Annotated in this window: 15 protein-coding genes; 4 read left to right on the top strand and 11 right to left on the bottom strand. The window is 61.3% G+C overall.

From position 1 onward, the window contains the following. Positions 1 to 49 precede the first annotated feature (49 nt). From M0H32_RS17250 to M0H32_RS17240, 3 genes are read right to left on the bottom strand one after another with little or no spacing between them, the layout of a single operon-like run. A complete protein-coding gene (locus M0H32_RS17250) occupies positions 50 to 529 on the bottom strand; it encodes a DUF2269 family protein (RefSeq protein ID WP_248156206.1) in 480 nt (159 codons plus the stop codon). Then, a complete protein-coding gene (locus tag M0H32_RS17245; RefSeq protein WP_248156204.1) occupies positions 529 to 1824 on the bottom strand; it encodes an SDR family oxidoreductase in 1296 nt (431 codons plus the stop codon). The genes M0H32_RS17250 and M0H32_RS17245 overlap by 1 nt, the downstream gene beginning before the upstream one ends. A gap of 60 nt (positions 1825 to 1884) precedes the next feature. Next, entirely contained in the window at positions 1885 to 4167 is a 2283-nt protein-coding gene (locus M0H32_RS17240) for a putative bifunctional diguanylate cyclase/phosphodiesterase (protein WP_248156203.1), read from the bottom strand. Between the two features lie 289 nt (positions 4168 to 4456). Between M0H32_RS17240 and M0H32_RS17235 the strand changes: the two genes are divergently transcribed. Continuing rightward, positions 4457 to 5968: a BCCT family transporter gene (locus M0H32_RS17235; protein ID WP_248156202.1), complete on the top strand. Its 1512-nt coding sequence runs from the start codon at positions 4457 to 4459 to the stop codon at positions 5966 to 5968. A 163-nt stretch (positions 5969 to 6131) separates the two neighbouring features. On the opposite strand, the gene M0H32_RS17230 is transcribed toward M0H32_RS17235, so the two are convergent. After that, entirely contained in the window at positions 6132 to 7121 is a 990-nt protein-coding gene (locus M0H32_RS17230) for an ABC transporter substrate-binding protein (protein ID WP_425607333.1), read from the bottom strand. 389 nt (positions 7122 to 7510) lie between these two features. On the opposite strand from M0H32_RS17230, the gene M0H32_RS17225 reads away from it, so the two are divergent. Beyond that, on the top strand, positions 7511 to 8206 hold the full coding sequence (locus tag M0H32_RS17225; protein ID WP_248156200.1) for a nitroreductase family protein: 696 nt from the start codon (positions 7511 to 7513) through the stop codon (positions 8204 to 8206). A 214-nt stretch (positions 8207 to 8420) separates the two neighbouring features. On the opposite strand, the gene M0H32_RS17220 is transcribed toward M0H32_RS17225, so the two are convergent. From M0H32_RS17220 to M0H32_RS17190, 7 genes are read right to left on the bottom strand one after another with little or no spacing between them, the layout of a single operon-like run. Beyond that, positions 8421 to 10256: a V-type ATP synthase subunit A gene (locus M0H32_RS17220; protein ID WP_248156199.1), complete on the bottom strand. Its 1836-nt coding sequence runs from the start codon at positions 10254 to 10256 to the stop codon at positions 8421 to 8423. Continuing rightward, a complete protein-coding gene (locus M0H32_RS17215) occupies positions 10253 to 10999 on the bottom strand; it encodes a hypothetical protein (RefSeq protein WP_248156198.1) in 747 nt (248 codons plus the stop codon). Before M0H32_RS17215 ends, M0H32_RS17220 begins: the two co-directional genes overlap by 4 nt. 2 nt (positions 11000 to 11001) lie before the next feature. Further along, positions 11002 to 11703: a hypothetical protein gene (locus tag M0H32_RS17210; protein WP_248156195.1), complete on the bottom strand. Its 702-nt coding sequence runs from the start codon at positions 11701 to 11703 to the stop codon at positions 11002 to 11004. A 9-nt stretch (positions 11704 to 11712) separates the two neighbouring features. Then, positions 11713 to 12162, bottom strand: a complete 450-nt coding sequence (locus M0H32_RS17205; protein WP_248156193.1) for an ATP synthase subunit C — start codon at positions 12160 to 12162, stop codon at positions 11713 to 11715. Continuing rightward, positions 12159 to 13952: a V-type ATP synthase subunit I gene (locus M0H32_RS17200; protein WP_248156191.1), complete on the bottom strand. Its 1794-nt coding sequence runs from the start codon at positions 13950 to 13952 to the stop codon at positions 12159 to 12161. Before M0H32_RS17200 ends, M0H32_RS17205 begins: the two co-directional genes overlap by 4 nt. Then, a complete protein-coding gene (locus M0H32_RS17195) occupies positions 13949 to 14572 on the bottom strand; it encodes a V-type ATP synthase subunit D (protein WP_248156189.1) in 624 nt (207 codons plus the stop codon). Before M0H32_RS17195 ends, M0H32_RS17200 begins: the two co-directional genes overlap by 4 nt. After that, complete coding sequence (locus M0H32_RS17190; protein ID WP_248156188.1) at positions 14572 to 15933, bottom strand: V-type ATP synthase subunit B; 1362 nt, start codon at positions 15931 to 15933, stop codon at positions 14572 to 14574. The genes M0H32_RS17195 and M0H32_RS17190 overlap by 1 nt, the downstream gene beginning before the upstream one ends. A 922-nt stretch (positions 15934 to 16855) precedes the next feature. On the opposite strand from M0H32_RS17190, the gene M0H32_RS17185 reads away from it, so the two are divergent. Both M0H32_RS17185 and M0H32_RS17180 read left to right on the top strand, forming a co-directional pair. Then, positions 16856 to 18643, top strand: a complete 1788-nt coding sequence (locus tag M0H32_RS17185) for an ethylbenzene dehydrogenase-related protein (protein ID WP_248156187.1) — start codon at positions 16856 to 16858, stop codon at positions 18641 to 18643. A gap of 35 nt (positions 18644 to 18678) precedes the next feature. Then, the gene (locus tag M0H32_RS17180; protein ID WP_248156186.1) at positions 18679 to 19695 is read left to right on the top strand and encodes a 2Fe-2S iron-sulfur cluster-binding protein; all 1017 of its coding nucleotides are present in this window, start codon (positions 18679 to 18681) and stop codon (positions 19693 to 19695) included. Positions 19696 to 19748 lie beyond the last annotated feature (53 nt).

Below are 19748 nucleotides of genomic sequence, written 5' to 3'. Positions count from 1 at the left end.
CGGTCACACAAGACGCGGGCAGGATCCTCCCCTGCCCGCGTTTTCTTTTTTAAAGGCCTATGGGGAGATCGGGTCTTGTCAGCATCAGCCAGATGATGGCGAGAACCGCGAAAAAGGCTGGAAAGCCGCAGGCAAACCAGATTTGGTAGAGCCGGTGATAAGCATCCGGAAGAGCAGCGCCTTGTTCAGCCGCAGCCAGCGCCAGGCGGCGCAGGCGGATCTGGATCCAGACCACCGGCAGCCAGAACGCGCCGACAAAGACATAAAGACAGAGTGATACGAACACCCAGCCCTCCAGGAGCGGCCAGCCGACTTCCTGTGCCAGCAGGTAGCCCGTGACCGGCTGGAACAGCGCCGCCGTCGCGGTGAAGACCGTGTCGGCGAGCACCACGATGCCGGCCACATGGGCGATCAGGGCCGGATTGTGCGAACGGTTGGACATCACCATGAAAAACGCGATGCCCGCGCCGGTGCCGAGCAGCACACAGGCGCCGATCACATGGGCAAAGCGCAACAGCTCGTACCACATCAGCGTTCCTCCAGCAGAAGGGCCACAAAAAGGGCGAGCATCATAGCCGGGAAGATCTTGACCAGCGGTCCGAGCGGATCCGCCCAGAGCTCCGGCGTCAGCAGGGTCCCGCTCGCCAGATAGGTGGCGGAGACCGCCAGCATGCCGAGACAGGCCGAACGGCACCAGCGCCGCCAAAGAACCGCCAGCCCGAGCGAAATATCGAGCACGGCGCCTCCCAGAACCGCCGTTCCAGCGAAGACCGCCGAATAGCCGGCACTGGTCAGAACCTCTGTCGCCGCGTTGAAGGACAAGACGCCGATCACACCGGAGAGCAGCCAGAACAGGGACAGGCAAAGGATTGAGAGCGGCAAAGCGAGGTATACCCTTGCAAAACTCCGCTCCTGGACCGTGGCGGGAAGGCGGTCCAGAGTTTGGGCCAAAGGCCCGATCCGGCGACCTCCCTGTTGCCGCCAGGTGTCCGGATCGCCGTGAATGCCCGCATTCAACGGCAACAGCGCGTTGGTGCGCAAGGGCGAGCGCCAGCCGAGCCAGCCGAGCATGTCCGCGACGCGCCCGAGCCCCCAGACAAGCGGTTCGGGAACCGGAACTGTGATCTTCCAGGGCGGGAAGCCCTGCCAGTCCCGCATTGTGCGTGTCAGCTCAAGGAAGGACTGTCCGTGGTCTTCGGTCAGGTCCGCGACAAAGCGGCTGCCACGCTGCCCGTCCGCGCACTCGGCAACCGCTTCGGCGAGGTCCTCGACATGGATTGTCTGGATTTGGGCATCGCTGAAGATCCGTGCGCCCGCCAACGGCAAGGCCGCGCTGGCCCGCAACAGCGCCGTGCCGCCATAGGCCTCGGGGCCAAGCACCAGAACCGGCCGCAGCACGATCCAGTCCAGACGTGACGCCATGACCAACGTGTCACCGCGCGCCTTGGTGCGAAAAAAACTTGAGGAAGCGTCGCTCGAGACCCCCGCGGCGGAGATCTGGACGAAGCGGGTATCGGTCCCGGCAAGAGCCTCTGACATGCGGGCGACCGCGGTTTCATGGATAGCTACCAGATTGTCTCTTGCGCCGTCCTGAAGCGCGCCGGAGGCATTGACTACGACATCCGCCCCGGAAAGTGCCTTTCGCCAGGTGCCCACATCCGCAGTTGCGAAATCGAACAGAGCCCAGTCAAGCCCGGGAAAGGCCCGCCTGGCTGCACGCTCCGACCGGCCCGCGCATCTGACCGCATAGCCCCGTGCCTGAAGCGCACGCACGCATGCCGCACCGATAAAGCCATATGCCCCGAGAACTACAGCCTGCTTCATGTAACTTGCCCTACGGCCTTCAACAGGATGCTCTTAGAGCGGCGACACTTGCATGTAAAACTAATTGGAGGCGGCAGCTTGTCCCAGCGAAGCGGCCTGGTCCGCCAACTCCTCAAGCGGCTTTGGCTTGTCGAAAAGGTAGCCTTGCAGATAGTCGCAGCCGGAGGTGACCAGAAAGGCTCGCTGGGCCTCGGTCTCGACCCCTTCGCCGACGGTCTGCATGCCCATCACCTTGGCCAGGCCGAGCAGAGAGCGCACCAGCATGTCGGCTTCCGCGTCCTGGCCGATGCGCCAGACGAAACTGCGGTCGATCTTCATCTTGTCGAAACGGAACTTGTGCAGATAGCTGAGACTGGAATAGCCCGTGCCGAAATCGTCGATCGCGAGCTCCACGCCGAGGTCCCGCAGCTTCAGGAAGGTGTCCCGGGTCAGCGGGCTTTCCTCCAGCATCAGGTCCTCGGTGATTTCCAGAATGAGCCGCTCGGGCGGAAAATCATATTTCCTCAAGAGGGCGGCGACCTCCTCGGCAAAGCCCGGCTTCTGGATCTGGCTGGTGCAGACATTGACCGACACCCCGGCCGTCTGCCAGCCGCCGGCGTCCCGCAGGGCACGCTCCAGGACCCAGGTGCCGATGACCGGCATCAGGCCGGCCTCCTGAGCGACGGGTAGAAACACTCCCGGAGACACCAGACCTTTTTCAGGATGGCGCCAGCGGATCAACGCCTCGTAATACTCCGTCTCGCTTTCAGCCGAACGCACGATCGGCTGATAGAACACTTCAAGCTGATCCTCGCGCAGCGCGGTGTCGAGCTCGACGCGCATTTCGCGCTGCTCACGCAAGCAGTCATCCATGCGCGTGTCATAGAAACGGAACGCGCTCTTCTGCTCGCTCTTGCAGCGCTGGAGCGCGATGTCCGCCGCCCGGATCACGCCGGTCAGCGTCTGGCCATGGTCGGGGAAGCGCGCAATGCCTGCGCTGACCGAGGTTTCGATCCGCTTGCCGTCACAATCGACCGGCTGACGCAGGCTCTCGAACAGCGGGCCGATTTCCGCGAGCGCGTCTTCGGTGGTTTCCCAGCGCTCCGTCAGGATCTGGAATTCGTCGCCGCCGATCCGGCCGATCAAATCATATCCGCCGAACGCCTCCCGGATCCGTCTGGCCTGTGCCAGGATCAGACTGTCTCCAACAGTATGGCCGTGAATGTCGTTCACCTGTTTGAGATTGTCGACATCGAGATAGATCACCCAGGCGCCTTTGCCGCGGGCCGTCAACAGGTTCAACCGCTTTGCCGCGGCAGCAAGAAAATAGCCGCGGGAGACAAAGCCGGTTACCGGGTCGTGGTTGGCCGCGTAACGCGCCTCCCGCTCGCGTTCAGCCAGGTCGGATTGGGCATTGGCATTCTGTCGCACCGCAATCAGCGCGACGGTCAGGATGATCCCCAGAGACAGGACCAGAACGGGAATGGAGGACAGGATGATGGCCGATGCCTGGCTCATCGGCAACCAGGCGAGATAACCCAGGACTTGCCCGTCCTCATTCTCCAGCGGAATGCCGATCATATGATCGGGTATGGATTTCGCAAAGACCAGATTGTCGAGCGACAGGCTGGCCAGGAGATTGCTGAGATGGATCGCATCGATCTCGAAGGCCGTGATCAGGATGTTGGGCGGCTTGTCGACCATTCTGATGCCGCCCGGGTCCGGGACGATCGCAAAGGCGGAAACGATGTACGGCTGGCCGTCGATATCGAGAACATCCACGCCGGAAATATCCGCCAGCCGTCCGGCGAAGCGGACGTCCCCTGTCTCGGACCTCACAAGAGCGCTGACGTAATTTTTCCGGATGCGCTCCAGCGTCTTGTCGAAACCCGGAAGGATCTCATTCTGGTAGAACGCATCCTTGTGTCTTCCGTAAAGGTCCATCGCGAGCAGCACGTCGCTGTTCCGGTCGATCAGCGCGGTGTAATCATGCACAAAGTCCAAAGCCATATCGACGCCGAAGCGCTGCTGGATCCAGTCCTGCGACCGGTCCGTTTCGATGTTGATATAGGCGGCGTTGGACGCCGCGTAGCGCTCCAGGTCCTTCAGCAGAAAGAGCTTGTGATTCTCAAAGACACGGGCAACCGATCTGAGCTCGCGTTTCGCGGCCTCGCCTTCCGCCGCCACGACCTTGAACAGAACGGCGCCGAAGGAAAGGATGACGGCGCAGAACATCAGCGCGATGACCAGTCCGGAGGGGATGCCAAGAATGGTGGATCGGGCGCGCCGCGTCCCTGCCTCGGCCGCTTGCCGGGGCCGTCTAACATCTTCGATTATGTCTGGTCGCTCAGACCGATCGCGCATCGTGCTTCCAGGTCTTACTGGTGTGCCAACAGATAATGTTCTACGGAAACATTTAATTTTTTCTGCCCGGTTGTAAAAAAGCAAGCGCCGTACAACCCGAACGCCTCTCTCCCTTGCCGAAAGCAGCTGCCCGGAGACACGGCATCCGTTTGAATCCATTCGGCGGAACGGTCCGGCTAGCCGGTTGGGAGCTCCGTCAGTCCGTGCTCCAGCCGAACGGGAGGATTGAACCCGATCCTGAGCCGTCTATGGTGCCGGTAGCCGAAGAAACCGACCGCCAGGAGACATCATGCAGGGATCCCGCACGTTACTGACCGCTTCCCTTAGCCTGTGTGCCGTCATCGGGCTCTGGGGTGTACTGGACCCGGCCAGCCTGCTCGCCATCGCCAGCGCCGTTGTCGACCGGTATTTCATCAGCCGTGGCTGGTTCGTGATGCTTTCCGTCACGGTGATGCTGCTGTTCTGCCTCGGCCTGGTCTTCACCCGGTTCGGCGACATCCGCCTGGGCGCCGACACGGACCGGCCCGACTATTCCACGACGACCTGGATCGCCATGCTGTTCGCCGCGGGCATGGGGGTCGGGCTGCTGTTTTGGGCGGTAGCGGAACCACTGACCCATTTTCATTTTGCTCAAGAAGCATTGCCCGCACCGCTCGCCGCCGAACAAGCTCTGCTGGCAGCCAATTTCAACTGGGGCATCCATGCCTGGGCAATCTATGGCACGACGGCACTCGCTATTGCCTATTTCAGCTACCGGCGCGGCACCCCCATGCTGGTCAGCGCACCGGTCAAGAACCTGTTTCCCGGTGAGGCCTGGGCCATTGCGGTCGGCTGGTTTTCCGATTTCATGGCCATTGCCGCCATCGCCATCGGTGTCGGCGGCTCCGTGGCTATGGGGGTCTTTCAGGTGGCGGACGGCCTCTCCGTGTTGTTCGGCACCCCATCGGCATCGCCACTCCTGGTCGGTACCGTGTTTTTGCTCATGATCGCCGCCTATATTCCACCCTTGCTGGTCGATCTCGGCAGCGGCATGGCGCGGCTCTCCAACCTCGCCATGGCGCTCGCAATCGGGCTGGTGATCTATACGATCGTGCTCGGCCCGTCCGAATACCTGATGAATTCCATCATCGGCGGCATCGGAAACTATGTCTCGGTGGTGATCCCGCGCGGGCTGGAAACCTTCACCTTCTTCGATGACGCGGTCAGCAAATGGTTCCAGGACTGGACCCTGACCTACATGGTCTGGTGGATAGCCTGGGGACCATTTGTCGGGGTTTTTGTAGCGCGCATTTCGAAGGGCCGCACGATCCGCGAATTCGTGCTCGGCGTGCTGATCGGTCCGACGCTGTTCTCGACCATCTGGTTCGGCGCTTTTGGCGGCATCGGCATCTATGAGGCCCTTGAGGGCCGGGGAGAGCTTCTCGCCATGACCCAGACCAATGTCGAACGCATGACCTTCGCACTGCTCGAGCGCCTGCCGCTGGCCACCCTGACGACCCTGGCCACGGTGCTCGCCGCCTTCCTGTTCATCGTCACCAGCGTGGTCAGCGCCGCCTTCGTGCTGGGCACGTTTTCAACCGGCGGCGATCCGAACCCAAGTGCCAGAGTGCGGGTGATATGGGGCGGTATCCTGGGTGTTCTTGGCGCGGCGATGATCCTGTCGGGCTCCATGCAGGCAGTCAAAACGCTGATCGCCCTCGGCGCACTGCCTTTTGTCTTCATCACCGTTCTGCTGCTTGCCTGCCTTGTGCGGGCACTGATGCTGGATGCCAGAAAGGAACCGTCCCATGCTGATCGGTGACCCGCTCGACACGCTAATGAATTTGGGCACCTTCGCCTTTATCGGCGCCATGATCTGGCTGGTCATGCGCAAGGGGCCCGGATCGGACACCTGACCCTGACCTGAAACGAAAAAGGCCGCCAGAGTGGGCGGCCTTCATCGCTATTGCGTTTTCCCTGATCGCTCAGAGCTTGTCGGTCACTGCCGTTGAGGTGGCGCCTTCCGGGAACTTGGTGATCACCGGTGCGGACCCACCGCTCAGGAGAGACTTCACCGTCCGGTCATAGGCGTCCATGTCCAGCTTGCCGTCGGAGCCATCCACCAGCTTGACGATTTCACCGATCATGCGGATCTGGTGTTTTTCGGTCTGGGCACCGGTGGCGTCATTTTCCAGAACGATTTCAGCAGCTTCTTCCGGATGTTCCGCCGTATAGGCCCAGCCCTTCATGGACGCCTTCACGAAGCGCGCCAGCTTGTCGACCATCGCCGGGTCGTCCAGGCTGGATTCCAGCACATAAAGACCGTCTTCGAGCGTGGCGACGCCCTGGTCTTCATATTTGAAGACAACCAGGTCCTCCGCAGGAATGCCGGCATCGATCACCTGCCAGTATTCGTTATAGGTCATGGTGGAGATGCAGTCGGCCTGCTTCTGCAGCAGCGGATCGACGTTGAAGCCCTGTTTCAGAACCGTCACGCCACCATCGCTGCCATCGGTCGGTATGCCGAGCTGGCTCATCCAGGACAGGAACGGGTATTCGTTGCCGAAGAACCAGACACCAAGGGTCTTGCCCTTGAGATCCGGCGGAATGGAAATGCCGGTTTCCTTGCGGCAGGTCAGCATCATGCCGGATTTCTTGAACGGCTGGGCGATGTTGACCAGCGGCACGCCCTTTTCGCGGGACGCCAGCGCGGACGGCATCCAGTCGATGATGACGTCGGCGCCGCCACCGGCGATCACCTGCGGCGGTGCAATGTCCGGGCCGCCCGGTTTGATCGTGACGTCGAGGCCTTCTTCCTCGTAAAAGCCCTTGTCCTTGGCTACGTAATAGCCGGCAAACTGGCCCTGGGTGACCCATTTCAGCTGCAGCGTCAGTTCGTCTGCAGCCTCGGCCGCGCCCGAAACCAGGCTCGCGCCCAGAATCGATGCAAGCGCCAGACTTTTCAATGCCTTCATTGCCATTCCCCTACTGGTTATGGGGTCCGCCCTTTTTAGCAAACCCGTCTCTGGAATTCGTCAAACCTTATCGCCGGGGCCGAAACAGGATGGCTCCCACACATCTCACTGCACCCCGGCAATTTGGCCAAAGCTGGACGCCGGGGCATTTTTGCCTTCCTGACGCGACGCACTGACCAAATGGTCAAGAAAATCTAGAAAGCTGCCGTGTCACTGGTCAAGGTTATTTTTTGATCAGGGCCAAATGAGCCCGTTGCGGCAGCTTATTCGACCTTCTTAAGGTTGCAAAATCCCAATTTTGCATTTTGGGTTGCCTGCCGCATGGTTAATCGAGGCATAGTTCCCGGACGAGGAGAAAACCGGTTCGTCACCAAAGTGGGGGAAATCACATGATCTCAAAATCGGCCCTGACCTATCAGCCGCTGCCGCTGCCCGACCGGCGCGATTTCAACGACGCCGACATGCTGGCGCGGGCGGAAGAGTTTTATGAGGACGTGCGCACGCGGCATACCGTGCGCCAGTTTTCCGATCAGCGGGTCGACCGGTCGGTGATCGAAACCTGTGTCAGGGCGGCGGGCACCGCGCCGAGCGGTGCCAATCAGCAGCCCTGGCATTTTGTCGCCATCTCCAATCCGGAGCTGAAGCACAAGATCCGGCTGGCCGCCGAAGACGAGGAGCGCCGGTTTTATGACGGCGGCGCGGGCGAGGAATGGATCAAGGCGCTGGAACCGATCGGCACCGATGCCTCCAAACCGCATCTCGACATCGCCCCCTGGCTGATCGTGATTTTCGCGCAGCGCTGGGGCACCTATGACGATGGCAGCCGCTACAAGCACTATTACGTGCCCGAAAGCGTCGGCATCGCCACCGGACTCCTGATCACGGCCCTCCACCATGCAGGTCTTTCGACCCTGACCCACACGCCCAACCCGATGAAGTTCCTGAACGAGATTCTGGGACGCCCGGAAGCGGAAAAACCGATCATGATCCTCGCCGTCGGCCACCCGGCCGAAGACGCCACGGTGCCGGCCATCGCCAAGAAGAAAAAGCCGCTGGAAGAGATCCTGAGCGTGTTTGAGGGGTGAGTGGGCATTTCTGGCAAACCGTTGCCACAAACAATGACGTCATCCTGAGGAGGACCGTGAGGTCCGTCTCGAAGGATCGGCCCCTTGTTACAGAGTGTGTGGCCGCTCCTTCGAGACGCGCGCAAGCGCGCTCCTCAGGATGACGTTGGTGTTTGGAGACAGGCCGTCAGGATGAGGCTTTGGTATGTAGTTTGGCCATCAAAACCGGAACGCCTCACCCCGTCACATGTGTCGGCGCGGCGCTGACATTGGACTTGATCTTCGCCAGAAGATCCTTGCGGTCCTGGCTGCCGTCGGCGGCATAATTGAGGTTCTTGAAAAGCGAGGTCTGTTCGGTGAAGAACGTGCGGACCGCGTCCTTGTCGTCGAAGGCGAAATCCGTCTTGGCGATCTTGTAGACCAGGTTGAAGGTTTCCTGCTGACGGGCCAGCGGCGCGGAGACGTCGACATCGTCGAACGCGTCCTGCTGCAGATAGACCATGTCGAGGAACAGCGCCTTTTGCTGCAGCACGAAATCTTCCGTCGAGACACCCTCTTCACCGGTCACCTGCATCATCCGGGTGATTTCGTCGCCTCTGGCCAGGAGATCGATCATTTCCTCGACCCGTGGCACCCAGTCCGGTCCGATGTTGTTCTGGTACCAATCGCCAAGCTGGGCGTGATAACGCGACCAGGACAGGAGCGGGTCGACCGCCGGGTAGAAGCGCTTGTAGGCACGTTCGGAAGAAAGGCCGAGGAAGGTCTTCACCGTGCCAAGCGTCGATTGCGTTACCGGTTCCTCGAAATTGCCGCCGGCCGGCGACACGGTGCCGATCATGGTCAGGCTGCCGGTGTCCCCCGTCGCGGTTCTGAGAACACCGGCGCGCTCGTAAATGCCCTTGATCGCCGAATCCAGATAGGCCGGGAAGGCCTCTTCGCCGGGGATTTCCTCCAGGCGGCCGGAGGTTTCGCGCATGGCCTGAGCCCAGCGCGAGGTGCTGTCGGCGATCAGCAGAACGTCATAGCCCATCTGGCGGTAATATTCGCCGAGCGTGATGCCGGTATAGATCGAGGCCTCGCGCGCGGCGACCGGCATGGACGAGGTGTTGCAGATGATCACCGTGCGGTCCATCAGCGTGCCGTCGCCGGACGGGTCCGGCTGATGTGGAAACTCGGTGATGGTCTCGACAACCTCGCCGGCGCGCTCGCCGCAGGCGACCACGATCACGATGTTGACCGCCGAAAAGCGCGAGATCAGCGATTGCAGAACTGTCTTTCCGGCGCCGAAGGGGCCCGGAATACAGCCCATGCCGCCACGGGCGATCGGGAAAAATGTGTCGATCAGGCGCAAGGTGGTGATCAGCGGCTCGCTCGGATAGAGCCGCTCGCTCTGGCCCGCCTTGACCAGGCCTTCCGGAATGGCCCGGCGGACCGGCCAGTGCTGCACCATGGTGAGGTCCCTGGTGTCGCCACGCTCGTTCCTGAGCGTTGCCACCACCTCGTTGACGGTGAACGTGCCTTCGCGAATGCGGTCGACCGTCCAGGCACCGGTCAGCGAAAACGGAACCATGATCTTGTGCTCAAACCGGCCCTCGGGAACCGTTCCAAGCGTCTCGCCCGCCTTGACGCCCGCCCCGGAGGAAACCTTGGGCTCAAACGACCATTTGCGCTTCTGGTCAAGGGCATTGGTCAGGACACCGCGCGGCAGGAAAAAGCCGTGTTCGGCCGCAATCTCGCCAAGCGGGTTCTGCAGGCCGTCGAAGACGGTGCTGAGCAGCCCCGGCCCGAGCGCGACGGAGAGCATCTCGCCGCTCTGGATCACCTTGTCGCCGACACGGACGCCATGCGTGCTTTCAAACACCTGGGCCTCGGCGGAGGCGCCGCGCACCCGCAGAACCTCGGCTTTCAGATATTCGCGCGGCTTGCCGTCCCGTTCCGGCCCGTGCGGGATGATATAGACCACCTCGTTCTTGATCAGCGGCGCGTTGCCCAGCGGGGACAGCGTCACGAGATCGTCCTGGACGGCGATGATTTCCGCGGTCGGCTCCGGAAGCTGGACATGGCTGGTCATGAGGGGGCTCCGTCAAAAGCAACAGATGGGTTTGCGAAGAGATCGCGCTCGCCGGCAGGTGCGTCTGTGCCGGTGTCGTGTCCAAGTGCGGCGGCCATGAGCTGTTTCAGCCGCTCGGCAGCATCGTCCGCGTTGTAGCGGGACCAGCGTTCGACAATGACCCAGCGCAGCACATAAATGGCGACCGCCTCGAAATCGAATTCGTGCAAGGCGTTGTAGTGGTCGAGCTGGCGAAACACCTGGGTCAGTGCCAGCCGTTCCATGGCGATCTGGTCTCCGGCCTGCATCAGCCGGTGCGCGTCGCCGATCCAGGGCATGAAATGGCCGAGCCCGAAGGCCGGATCGTTCCAGTTTTCCCTGATCCGGCTGCACCAACGGCCATAGCCCCAGGTCTTTATGTCGCCCGCACTTTCCTGCCCGTCCCGGCGCCGGCGCAAGGCGGCGATCAGGGTGCGCGTCTCCATGCGCGTGCCGACCAGATGCTGTAGATCGGGGAAGTCCTTCAGATCCGCGACCACCTGGGTCGCCCGGCGAATGACATCCCGGTCTTCCCGGTACTTTGCGACACCAGACCAGGCGGTGATTTCGACGATCTTCCTCAGGAGGCGCGCATGCTCCGGCTCCAGCATCGAAAGACGCTGTTTCAGCCGGTATTCTGAGATTGGAACTTCCTTGCGGGTAAACAGCTTGCCGAGATGAGGCAGGCTGGTCACCAGCGCGATATATTGGTGCGGCCGGCTCATGATCAGCGCAGGACCCCTTCCATCACGGCTCTGAGGCGCGGCTGCAGATGACGCTTCAGAAGGATCGCGATGGCCTCCTCGGTCAGATCGATCGAGACATTCCGGTCGGTCAGCTTTACCTTGATGCCGTCAAAGCCCGGCGCTGTGGAGAAGGTCACCCCGTCGCGCAAGGCCTGACCGGCCAGCGCGATCACAAAATGGGTCAGCGTGCCCGGCTCGACCGCTTCGGGAGACTGTTTCAGCTCCTCGAAGGTGACGACCTTTTCCGGCAGCACGATCTCCATCGGTTCGCTGTCGCTGACGGAGGCATTGTCCCTGGCATTGCCGGCCATGGCCAGGATGAGTTGCTGCAGGAACTGCTCGTCCGCCAGGGACGTTGCCACCAGGCGGCCGGCCTCCTGCTGAATGCGATCCCCCAACTCATTGCGCAGGTTCAGAACCAGATCTCGGGCGGCGACCTTGAGACCATCTTCCGTCGCCGCCTTTTCCCTGGCCGCCTCGGCACGCGCCTCGGCCAGGAGGCCGTCCGCCTTGGTTTGCGCCGCGGACACGATCTCCTCGGCCTTGGCCTTCGCCTTGGCCAGAATGTCGTCGGCTTCGGACTGGCCGGCGGCGACACCTTCCGATTTGAGGCGCTGGATCAGGGCCTGGACGCCAGCACCGGCGGCGTTTTCCAGGTCTTTTGCAGGATCATGCTTGGACATCGTCGCCTCCTAGCTCGGGATCGAGCCGGCCAGGACCAGCGCGAATACCAGCGCGAACACCGAGAAACCTTCCAGCACCGCGGCGGGTGCCAGCGAAATGCCGAAGATTTCGGGCTTGGCCTTGGAAGCATGAATGGCCGACGCCAGCACCTCGCCCTGACGAATGCCGGTGAACAGCATGGTAACGCCGGAGAGAAGACCGATGCCGAACAGCGCGGCGCCATTGGCCGCGTCGATCTGGGCCTGCTGCAGCGAGAACATGATCACGATCCCGTAAATCACCTGCGAGGACGGCATCAGCGAGACGCCGATGAACCGGCCATAGCCGCCGTCGCTGTCCAGCATGGCGCCGATCGCGGCGCTGCCGCCGAGCGCGCAGCCCCAGGCGCTGCCAATGGCGCCGAGTGCAACCGGTGCGAATAGCCCAAACCAGCCGAGAGCCACCACAAATTCGTTCACAGGCGTGTCTCCTCTTTCTTGAACGGACGGAAAGGCGTGCCTTCGTCCTTCAAACCCCAATTGAAAAATTCGATGACATTGAGCCGCAGCCCGTGGACGCAGCCGGCGATCAGCCCGAGGCCGATATTGATGGCGTGGCCGAGAGCCAGCACGGTGATCGCGATCAGGAGGCCGATGCCCGGCACCGCGTGATTGAGCTGACCGGACAGGGAATTGATGGTCTCGGCGAGCGAGGCCGCCGCCAGACCCAGCGCGAACAGGCGCATGTAGCTCAACACGTCGGAAAAGATGTTGACGATCCGGGCAAGCGCCGCGAGGCCGTCAAACACGCGCAGGCCGCCCGACTTCAGGGAAGTCACCTTGCGGTCGCTGCCGAAGAAGCCGACCAGCAACAGCCCAGCGACGACGCCGGCCGGACCGGCCGATGCCATCACGGTGCCCTGCCCCAGAAACGTGGCGAGCCCGCCAAGCGCCACAAGGCACCAGCCAAGCGGCTGCAGCCGGCCGCTTAAAGTGCGTTCGTGCCAGGCGCGCATCAAGTTGGCGAGCACGATATGGATCACACCGATGGTCAGCGTGATCTTCATCATGGTGTCGACGTCTTTCAGATGCAGCACTTTCAGGTGGGCGAGCAGACTGCCGTCCGGAGGCGTCACGCCGAAATAGCTGCCTGTGGCAACGCCGAAGGCCGTGGTCGAGACCATCAGCCAGACCGACATGCGGAACATCCGCCGGCCAAGGGCGGAGCCGGCAAATCGCTTGCGGAACAGGAACAGCAGCAAGAGCAGCAACAGGCCATAGCCCGCATCCGTCATGATCATGCCGAAAAAGATCACGAAGGAGACATAGACGACGGCCGACGGGTCCCAGTCCCGGTAACCCGGCGTCTGGTAGAATTCGACCAGGTCCTCGCCGGCCTCCATCGCGCGACTGTTGTCGAGAAGGGTCGGCGGCCTGTCCTCTTCCGAGACCGCTTCGGCAACGACCGCGACACCGAGTTCCGAAGCAAGGGCCTGAATGCCGGACATCTGGTCGGCGCGCGCCCAGGCCTGCAGTACAAAAACCCGCTCGACGTCGGCTGTTTCCAGCGAGGCCCGATGGCGGGCGGAATGATCGCGTGCCGCGGCAAGGTTCTGCGCCAGCATCAGGCGCCACTTGGTCAGCGCCTGCCGCGCCAGGTCGAGTTCTTCCAGCTCGACCGCCGTGTCTTCATATTGGCGTTGCAGGGTCGAGAGCGGCTCCGCGCCGACATGAATGCGCGGCACCGGCATGGCGCTGACAGGAGGCTCCTCCGGAGACAGCAGCACGATGTAGCTGCGGAACTTGTCGCGATGGACGGTTTCCAGGATCTTGTCCGACGGATCGATTGCCTTCAGCTTGCCGTTCGGCACGATATAGAACCACAGGCGGTATTCCCCGATTTCGGCTAGGTCGGAAAAGCTGAATTCGCCCCAGGGTTCTACGTCCTGGATCCGCTTGTCCAGCCGGGCGAGACGGTCTTCGCAGTCTTTCAGCGCCTTCTTGTTCTTGAGCGCTTCGCTCACCACCTCGTCGAGCTTGAAGCCTTCCGGATGGGTCACCGGCCGGCGTTGGGCCGGGCTGTCGACCAGCCAGCGCAGCGCCTCGGCTGCCTCGCGTCCACGCCCGGCCGGAACGGCTTCCAGCTCCTTCTGGGCGGAGGTCAATGGGATCAGATGCAGGTTGCCGAACTCCTGGGCGGCTTCCAGCACCCTGTCCTTGTCGTCGAGGACACCAATCAGGTTGACCTTGAGGAGCGGCACGATGCTCATATCTCGGCCACCCTGGTTTCTGCGCCGCGGGCGGCTGTCTTGCGCTTGGAGATCTTGGCCCGGACGACTGCATCCCGCTCGGCGTCGGCGAGCGCCATACGGATTTTCTTGATGTTGCGTTCGGCCTGGGGAATGAGAACCTTTTCAAAGAGGTTCACCCGCCTGGAAATCACCGCCTCTGCTTCGATCAGCCGCTTGATGCGCTCGTGTGCCACGTCGCGTTCCAGACTGAGGCGCAGCAGCTCCCGCATGCCGGCCACATAGGCATCGACCCAATGCGGCCGGGCAAGCAGCGAATAGGCTTCCGTTTCGACTTCGATATCCTCAAGGGTCGGCAGCTTGGTTCCCGACAGGTTCTGCTCGCCGCGCACCACTTTCTTGAGAACCACCAGACCTTCCAGCGGCACCTGCCGGTTGGCCAGCATCGGCAGGGAATTCGCCAGCTCGGCAAAGCGCGTCTCATAGTCCCGGTCCAGCCGTGCAGCGGTTTCCTTCGCCTTGGCACGCTCGGCCATGATCTGCAAGCGCTTCAGTTCGAGCGAGGGCAGAAAGCGCTTATACTCCGCAAGCTGAGCTCCCTGTTTGGCGAGCGAGGACTTGTTGAGGGCCAACCTGGCCATCAGGCAGCCTCCTCGTCATAGGCATTCGAAACGTTCTTCGGAAAATATTTGTCGATGAGCCCCTGTTTCATCAGCAATTGTTCGGGCTTGAAACACTCAGCAAGGGTCTGCCAGCACAAGTCGAGCGCCTCTTCCAGCGGCTTCGACACATCGATATCCATGAAGCGTTTGCGGAAAAGAGTGCCGAATTTCAAGAGCTGGCGGTCATAATCCGAGAGCTCGAAGGCCATCGACTGTTTCTGCTCGGCGTCGCGCGCGCCGGAATAGAACCGGATCATGGTGTTCATGATCTGGTTGTGATCCTCGCGGGTGACCTTGCCGATGACGTGCTGCTTCAGGCGCGACAGCGAGCCGAACGGGTCCAGAACACCGGAGTGCAGATAGAACTGGCCCTCGGTGATATACCCGGTGTTGTCCGGCACCGGATGGGTGACGTCATTGCCGGGCATGGTGGTCACCGTCAGGATAGTCACCGAACCCGAGCCTTTGAAATCACAGGCTTTTTCATAGCGGCGCGCCAGCTGTGAATAGAGATCGCCTGGATAGCCGCGATTGGCGGGCACCCGTTCCATGGCGATCGAGACTTCCTTCATGGCGTCGGCGAAGGCGGTCATGTCGGTCAGGAGTACCAGCACCCGCTTGCCTTCCTCGACAGCGAATTTCTCGGCGACCGCCAGCGCCATATCCGGCACCTGCAGGCGCTCGACCACCGGGTCGGAGGCCTGGTTGATGAACATCACCGTGCGCGGGAAGACACCGGCATCCTCGAACTGCTTCCGGAAGAAGGCATAATCGTCAAAGATCAGGCCAAGCCCGCCGAAGACGACGATGTCGGCATCGGCCTGGATGCCGATGCGGGCCAGGAACGGATTGTAAGGTTCGCCGGAGACCGAAAAGATCGGGATCTTCTGGCTCTCCACCAGACAGTTGAAGATGTCGATCATCGGCACGTCGGTGCGGATCATGCGCGAGGCCAGAACACGCTTCATCGGATTGGCGGAAGGACCCCCGATCGGCACCGACGGATCGCTGGAGAGGTCCGGGCCCTGGTCGATCGGGTGGCCGGCGCCGTCGAAGACACGGCCGAGGATGTTGTCGGAATAGGTCACCTTGGCCGCTTCGCCGAGAAAGCGGACCGAAGCGTTGTTGGCCAGCCCCTTGGTGCCCGAGTTCACCTGTAATGACACCATGTCGCGGTCAATATTGATCACCTGCGCCAACGATGTCGTGCCGCCACCGGCGTCGACCAGGGCGAGATCGCCGAGGCAAGGCCTCCCTTCCGACTCCGAACGGGAGGCAGATACCTGGATCCGGATGATGTCACCGACAATATCGACAATGCGTGTATGGGAGACCAGCATGAACGCCCCCTTGGCAATGGAACTTCTTCAAACAGCGCGGCAGGTCACCACCCGACGGCGGTCATTTCAAGGCGCGCGAAGCAATCATCTTAGGCGGGTTTCTCGGCACCGCACAACCGTCTCCGCAGACCTTCCGGCAACGGATGTGCTGAACCGGTTTGAAGTTAAGTGAGAAAGCATTACACGCGTATGACCTGGATCAATCGCTGCGGTCGATCGGCGCATGGCTGGACTTCCATCCGCCCAAAACGACCTCCGACGTTCCATCTGTCGAATTACCGTGGAGCATGGATTGCGACGTCGTTCAGACTGATGACGGCGGCTGCGGCTTCACCAATACCGACAGGGACAGGGTTCGGTTTCCGCCTATTGGTGATGCCCCCACTGCCGCAACTTAAAATTCAAGCGACGGACTTGACGGACAACGAGCTCCACACCACCGCGTTATGATTGACGCAATTGCTGAGGCCCACGGCGGCCAATCGATTACGCGAACTGGAATTTTTATTTGTTTTCAGCTACTTATCAGAAGAAACTGGCAAACTGCTCTGGTAGACTGCGTGCCAAGCCACGAAGCTGGAGTTTGTTTGCGAAGCTTCGCTGACATGTTGATGTCCAGATTTCAGAGACTCTCAATGAGAATCTTGTCGGATATTACCAATCCGGAAAATCAACAATCTTTAATTTTTCAGTTCAGATCCAAATATAATGTCTAAAGATATTTAAATAGTGACGCAGCGTTATGTTTTAACGCATGCATTATTACGCAAGGATAGGTTTAATTCAAGTTGCAATTGGCAATTTTGCTTCACATTTTATGAAAAATGGTATTTTTTGGCTGCGGTTGTTCGCGCGATATTAACATTCGGTTGCATTCTATTCACAAGTAACCGGGTCGCGAACCCGATGAGGAGAGGCAAAGTTGACGGACCAAGTGACTGACCACGCACTCGAACTGACTTCGCCCCCCAAACCCACCGGCGATGCGCGCGGACAGGCTCAAAAAAACGGTTCACCGGCCTCGAACGCCCGCCCCGACGACCGCTCGCCTCCCGTTCGCAGCGATATCGGCACGATCCTGCTGCACTGGACGCTGGTTGTGGCGATCGTCACGAGTTTGCTGACCGGGCTGAGACTGTCCTCGGACGCGGAGGGCGCCTGGTTCTCCAAACTGTTCGAACCCATTCTGCCGCAGGGCGAGATCTGGACCTGGCATTACCTGTCCGCGGTCTTTGTGCTGGCGCTGATCTTCGCCTATGCCGCCTATATGTCGCTAGCGCGCCTGAAGAGGCGGATTTCCTCGAAAAAGATGGTGGTCCTGACGCTGCCGGCGAGCACGAAGCTGCGCCTTTCGGCGGTCAACGTGATAGCCTACTGGATCCTGTTCGGTGCCGTCCTGACCCTGACGGCCACGGGTGTCTGGCTTTATCTCGGTCATGGCGGCATCTGGGTGACGGTGCACTACACCGCCGCCCTTGTGGTGCTGACCTACATCGTTGCGCATGTGGTCCTGCATTATGCCTATGGCGGTCTGCAGCAGCTGCTGCGCCTGTTCCGGCCCCAGAAACTGCGCCGCTTTCCAGGCATGGCCGCTCATCCGCTTGCCATTGCGCTCATGATCGGCGCCGTGGTTCTCGCCGGGGCGATAACGCTGAATTACAGCACGCTGGACGAACTGGTCGTTGCCAAGGCCGATGTGCTTCCCGAGCTGGACGGCGTCCTGGACGATGCCGCCTGGCAAAATGCCGAACCGGTGTTTGTCGAAACCCAGCAGGGCTCGAACCTGAAGGGCACCGGCGCTTCGACCGTGGAGATGCGCGCGGTCCAGGTCGGTGACAAGATTGTGTTCGCCTTCCGCTGGGAAGACGCCACGCGCTCCCTGAAACGGCACCCCCTGGTCAAGAGGGAAGACGGCTGGCACATGCTCAACAACCGGGCGGACCTCTCCGACGAAACCGCGTTTTATGAAGACAAGTTCTCCGTCGCGTTTTCGACCACCGACGCCTTTGGCGGCGGCGCATCGACGCACATGGGACCGAAACCGATCAGCGACAAGCCAAAGGCCTTTCACGGCCGCGGCTTCCACTACACCACGGATGGCAGCCTGGTGGATGTCTGGCAGTGGAAGGCCTCGCGCGGCGGCATGCTCGGCCGGGTCGATGACATGCATTTCAGCACACCGGTCGAACCGAGCGAGGCGCATGTCGCCGGCAAGGCGCGCTACAGCGCCGGCTATAACGCGGACAAGGGCACCTCGTTCTACGTCTACAATTATCACAAGAAAGACGGTTCGGATTACCTGAGCAGTGTCGATGCCATACGCCTGCCCAAGGACTACAAGGCCACCGCCGCCAAGATGGGCACGATCGACCTGTCCGTGGAAGCGATCGAGGACGAAGGCTCGCAATGGTGGATGTTCGAAGATGAAAGCGTGCCCTATTCGTCGGCAAAAGACGCCGAGATTCCGGTCGGCACCGTCATCCCCGGCGTTTTGATCCAGGGCGAATATTCCGGCAGCCGCGCGGACCTTCTTGGCGGTTCGAAATGGCAGGACGGCTATTGGACGCTTGAAGTGGTGCGTGACATGGATACCGGCCACGACCAGGACCTTGCGATGACGGACGGTCTTTTCATCTGGCTGTCGGTATTCGATCACAACCAGACCCGGCACACGCGCCACTCGCGCCCGGTGCGGCTGACCTTCAACTGATCCTTTCCAACGTTTCGAAAAACGGACCCGCCTCCATGTCGAAAAGCACCTGCACCGTCACCATCAACGGGAAGAAGATCAAGGCGAATGTCGGCGACACGCTGATCGATGCGGGTCTCGGTGGCCGTCTGGTCCTTCCGCATGACTGCTGTTCCGGGCAGTGCGAAACCTGCAAGGTGCGGGTGCTGAGCGGTCAGATCGACGACCAGGGCACACGGGAAAAGGACACCGTGCTCGGCTGCCTCGCGATGCTGGAAGGCGACGCGGAGATTGCCTACGATCCGGTGCCGATCGTGAAGACCACCAAGGGCAAGGTGGAAAGCATCCGCGCCATCAAGGACGATTACCTGGAAGTGCGCGTTCGGGTCGTGCGTCCGGTGACCTGGCTGCCCGGACAGTATCTGCGGGCCAGTTTCGCCGGCTATCCGCCCCGCGACTACAGCCCGACGACGCCGCTCAATCTCGATGCGGAAGAAGACATCATCGTCTTCCACATCAAGGTCTATCCGGACAGCATCGTTTCGTCGAAACTCGGCAAGGAGATCGGTATCGGCCACGCGGTCAAATTGCGCGGGCCGTTCGGCAACGCCTTCCTGCGCCGGCAGCCCGAGCCCCTCGTACTCACGTCAACGGGAACCGGCTTCGCACCGATCTGGTCGATTGCGGTGGCCGCTAGCATGGGCCAGCCGGGCCGGGAGATTCGCTTGATCGCCGGCGCGCGCACGCGGGACGGGCTCTATATGCGCGACGCAGTCCGCTGGCTGCAGGCACGCGGCATTCCTATCACCCTGACGGCGAGCGACGGCGACAACGACACCGTCATGACCGACCGGCCGCATCAGCTGATTGGATCGCTGACATCCGATCATGTCGTCTATTCGGCCGGCGCCCCGGCACATGTGGAAGCCATGCGGGAGCTGGCCCGCCGGGCCGGTGCCACCTTCTATGCGGATCCGTTCTATGTCGCCGAGGAAGACAAGGGTCTTGCGGCCTTTGCCGGTAATCTGCTGCGTAAAGCCTCGGCTCCCTTCAGCGGCGCGACAGCGGGCTGACCAGGCCGCGGCCTTATACCAACCGCAATAAATACAAACCCATCTGACCGAGT

This window comes from Roseibium sediminicola, from assembly GCF_023156505.1.
In the GTDB taxonomy this organism is placed as follows: Bacteria; Pseudomonadota; Alphaproteobacteria; order Rhizobiales; family Stappiaceae; genus Roseibium; species Roseibium sediminicola.
This window is presented reverse-complemented; position numbering and strand designations above follow the sequence as displayed.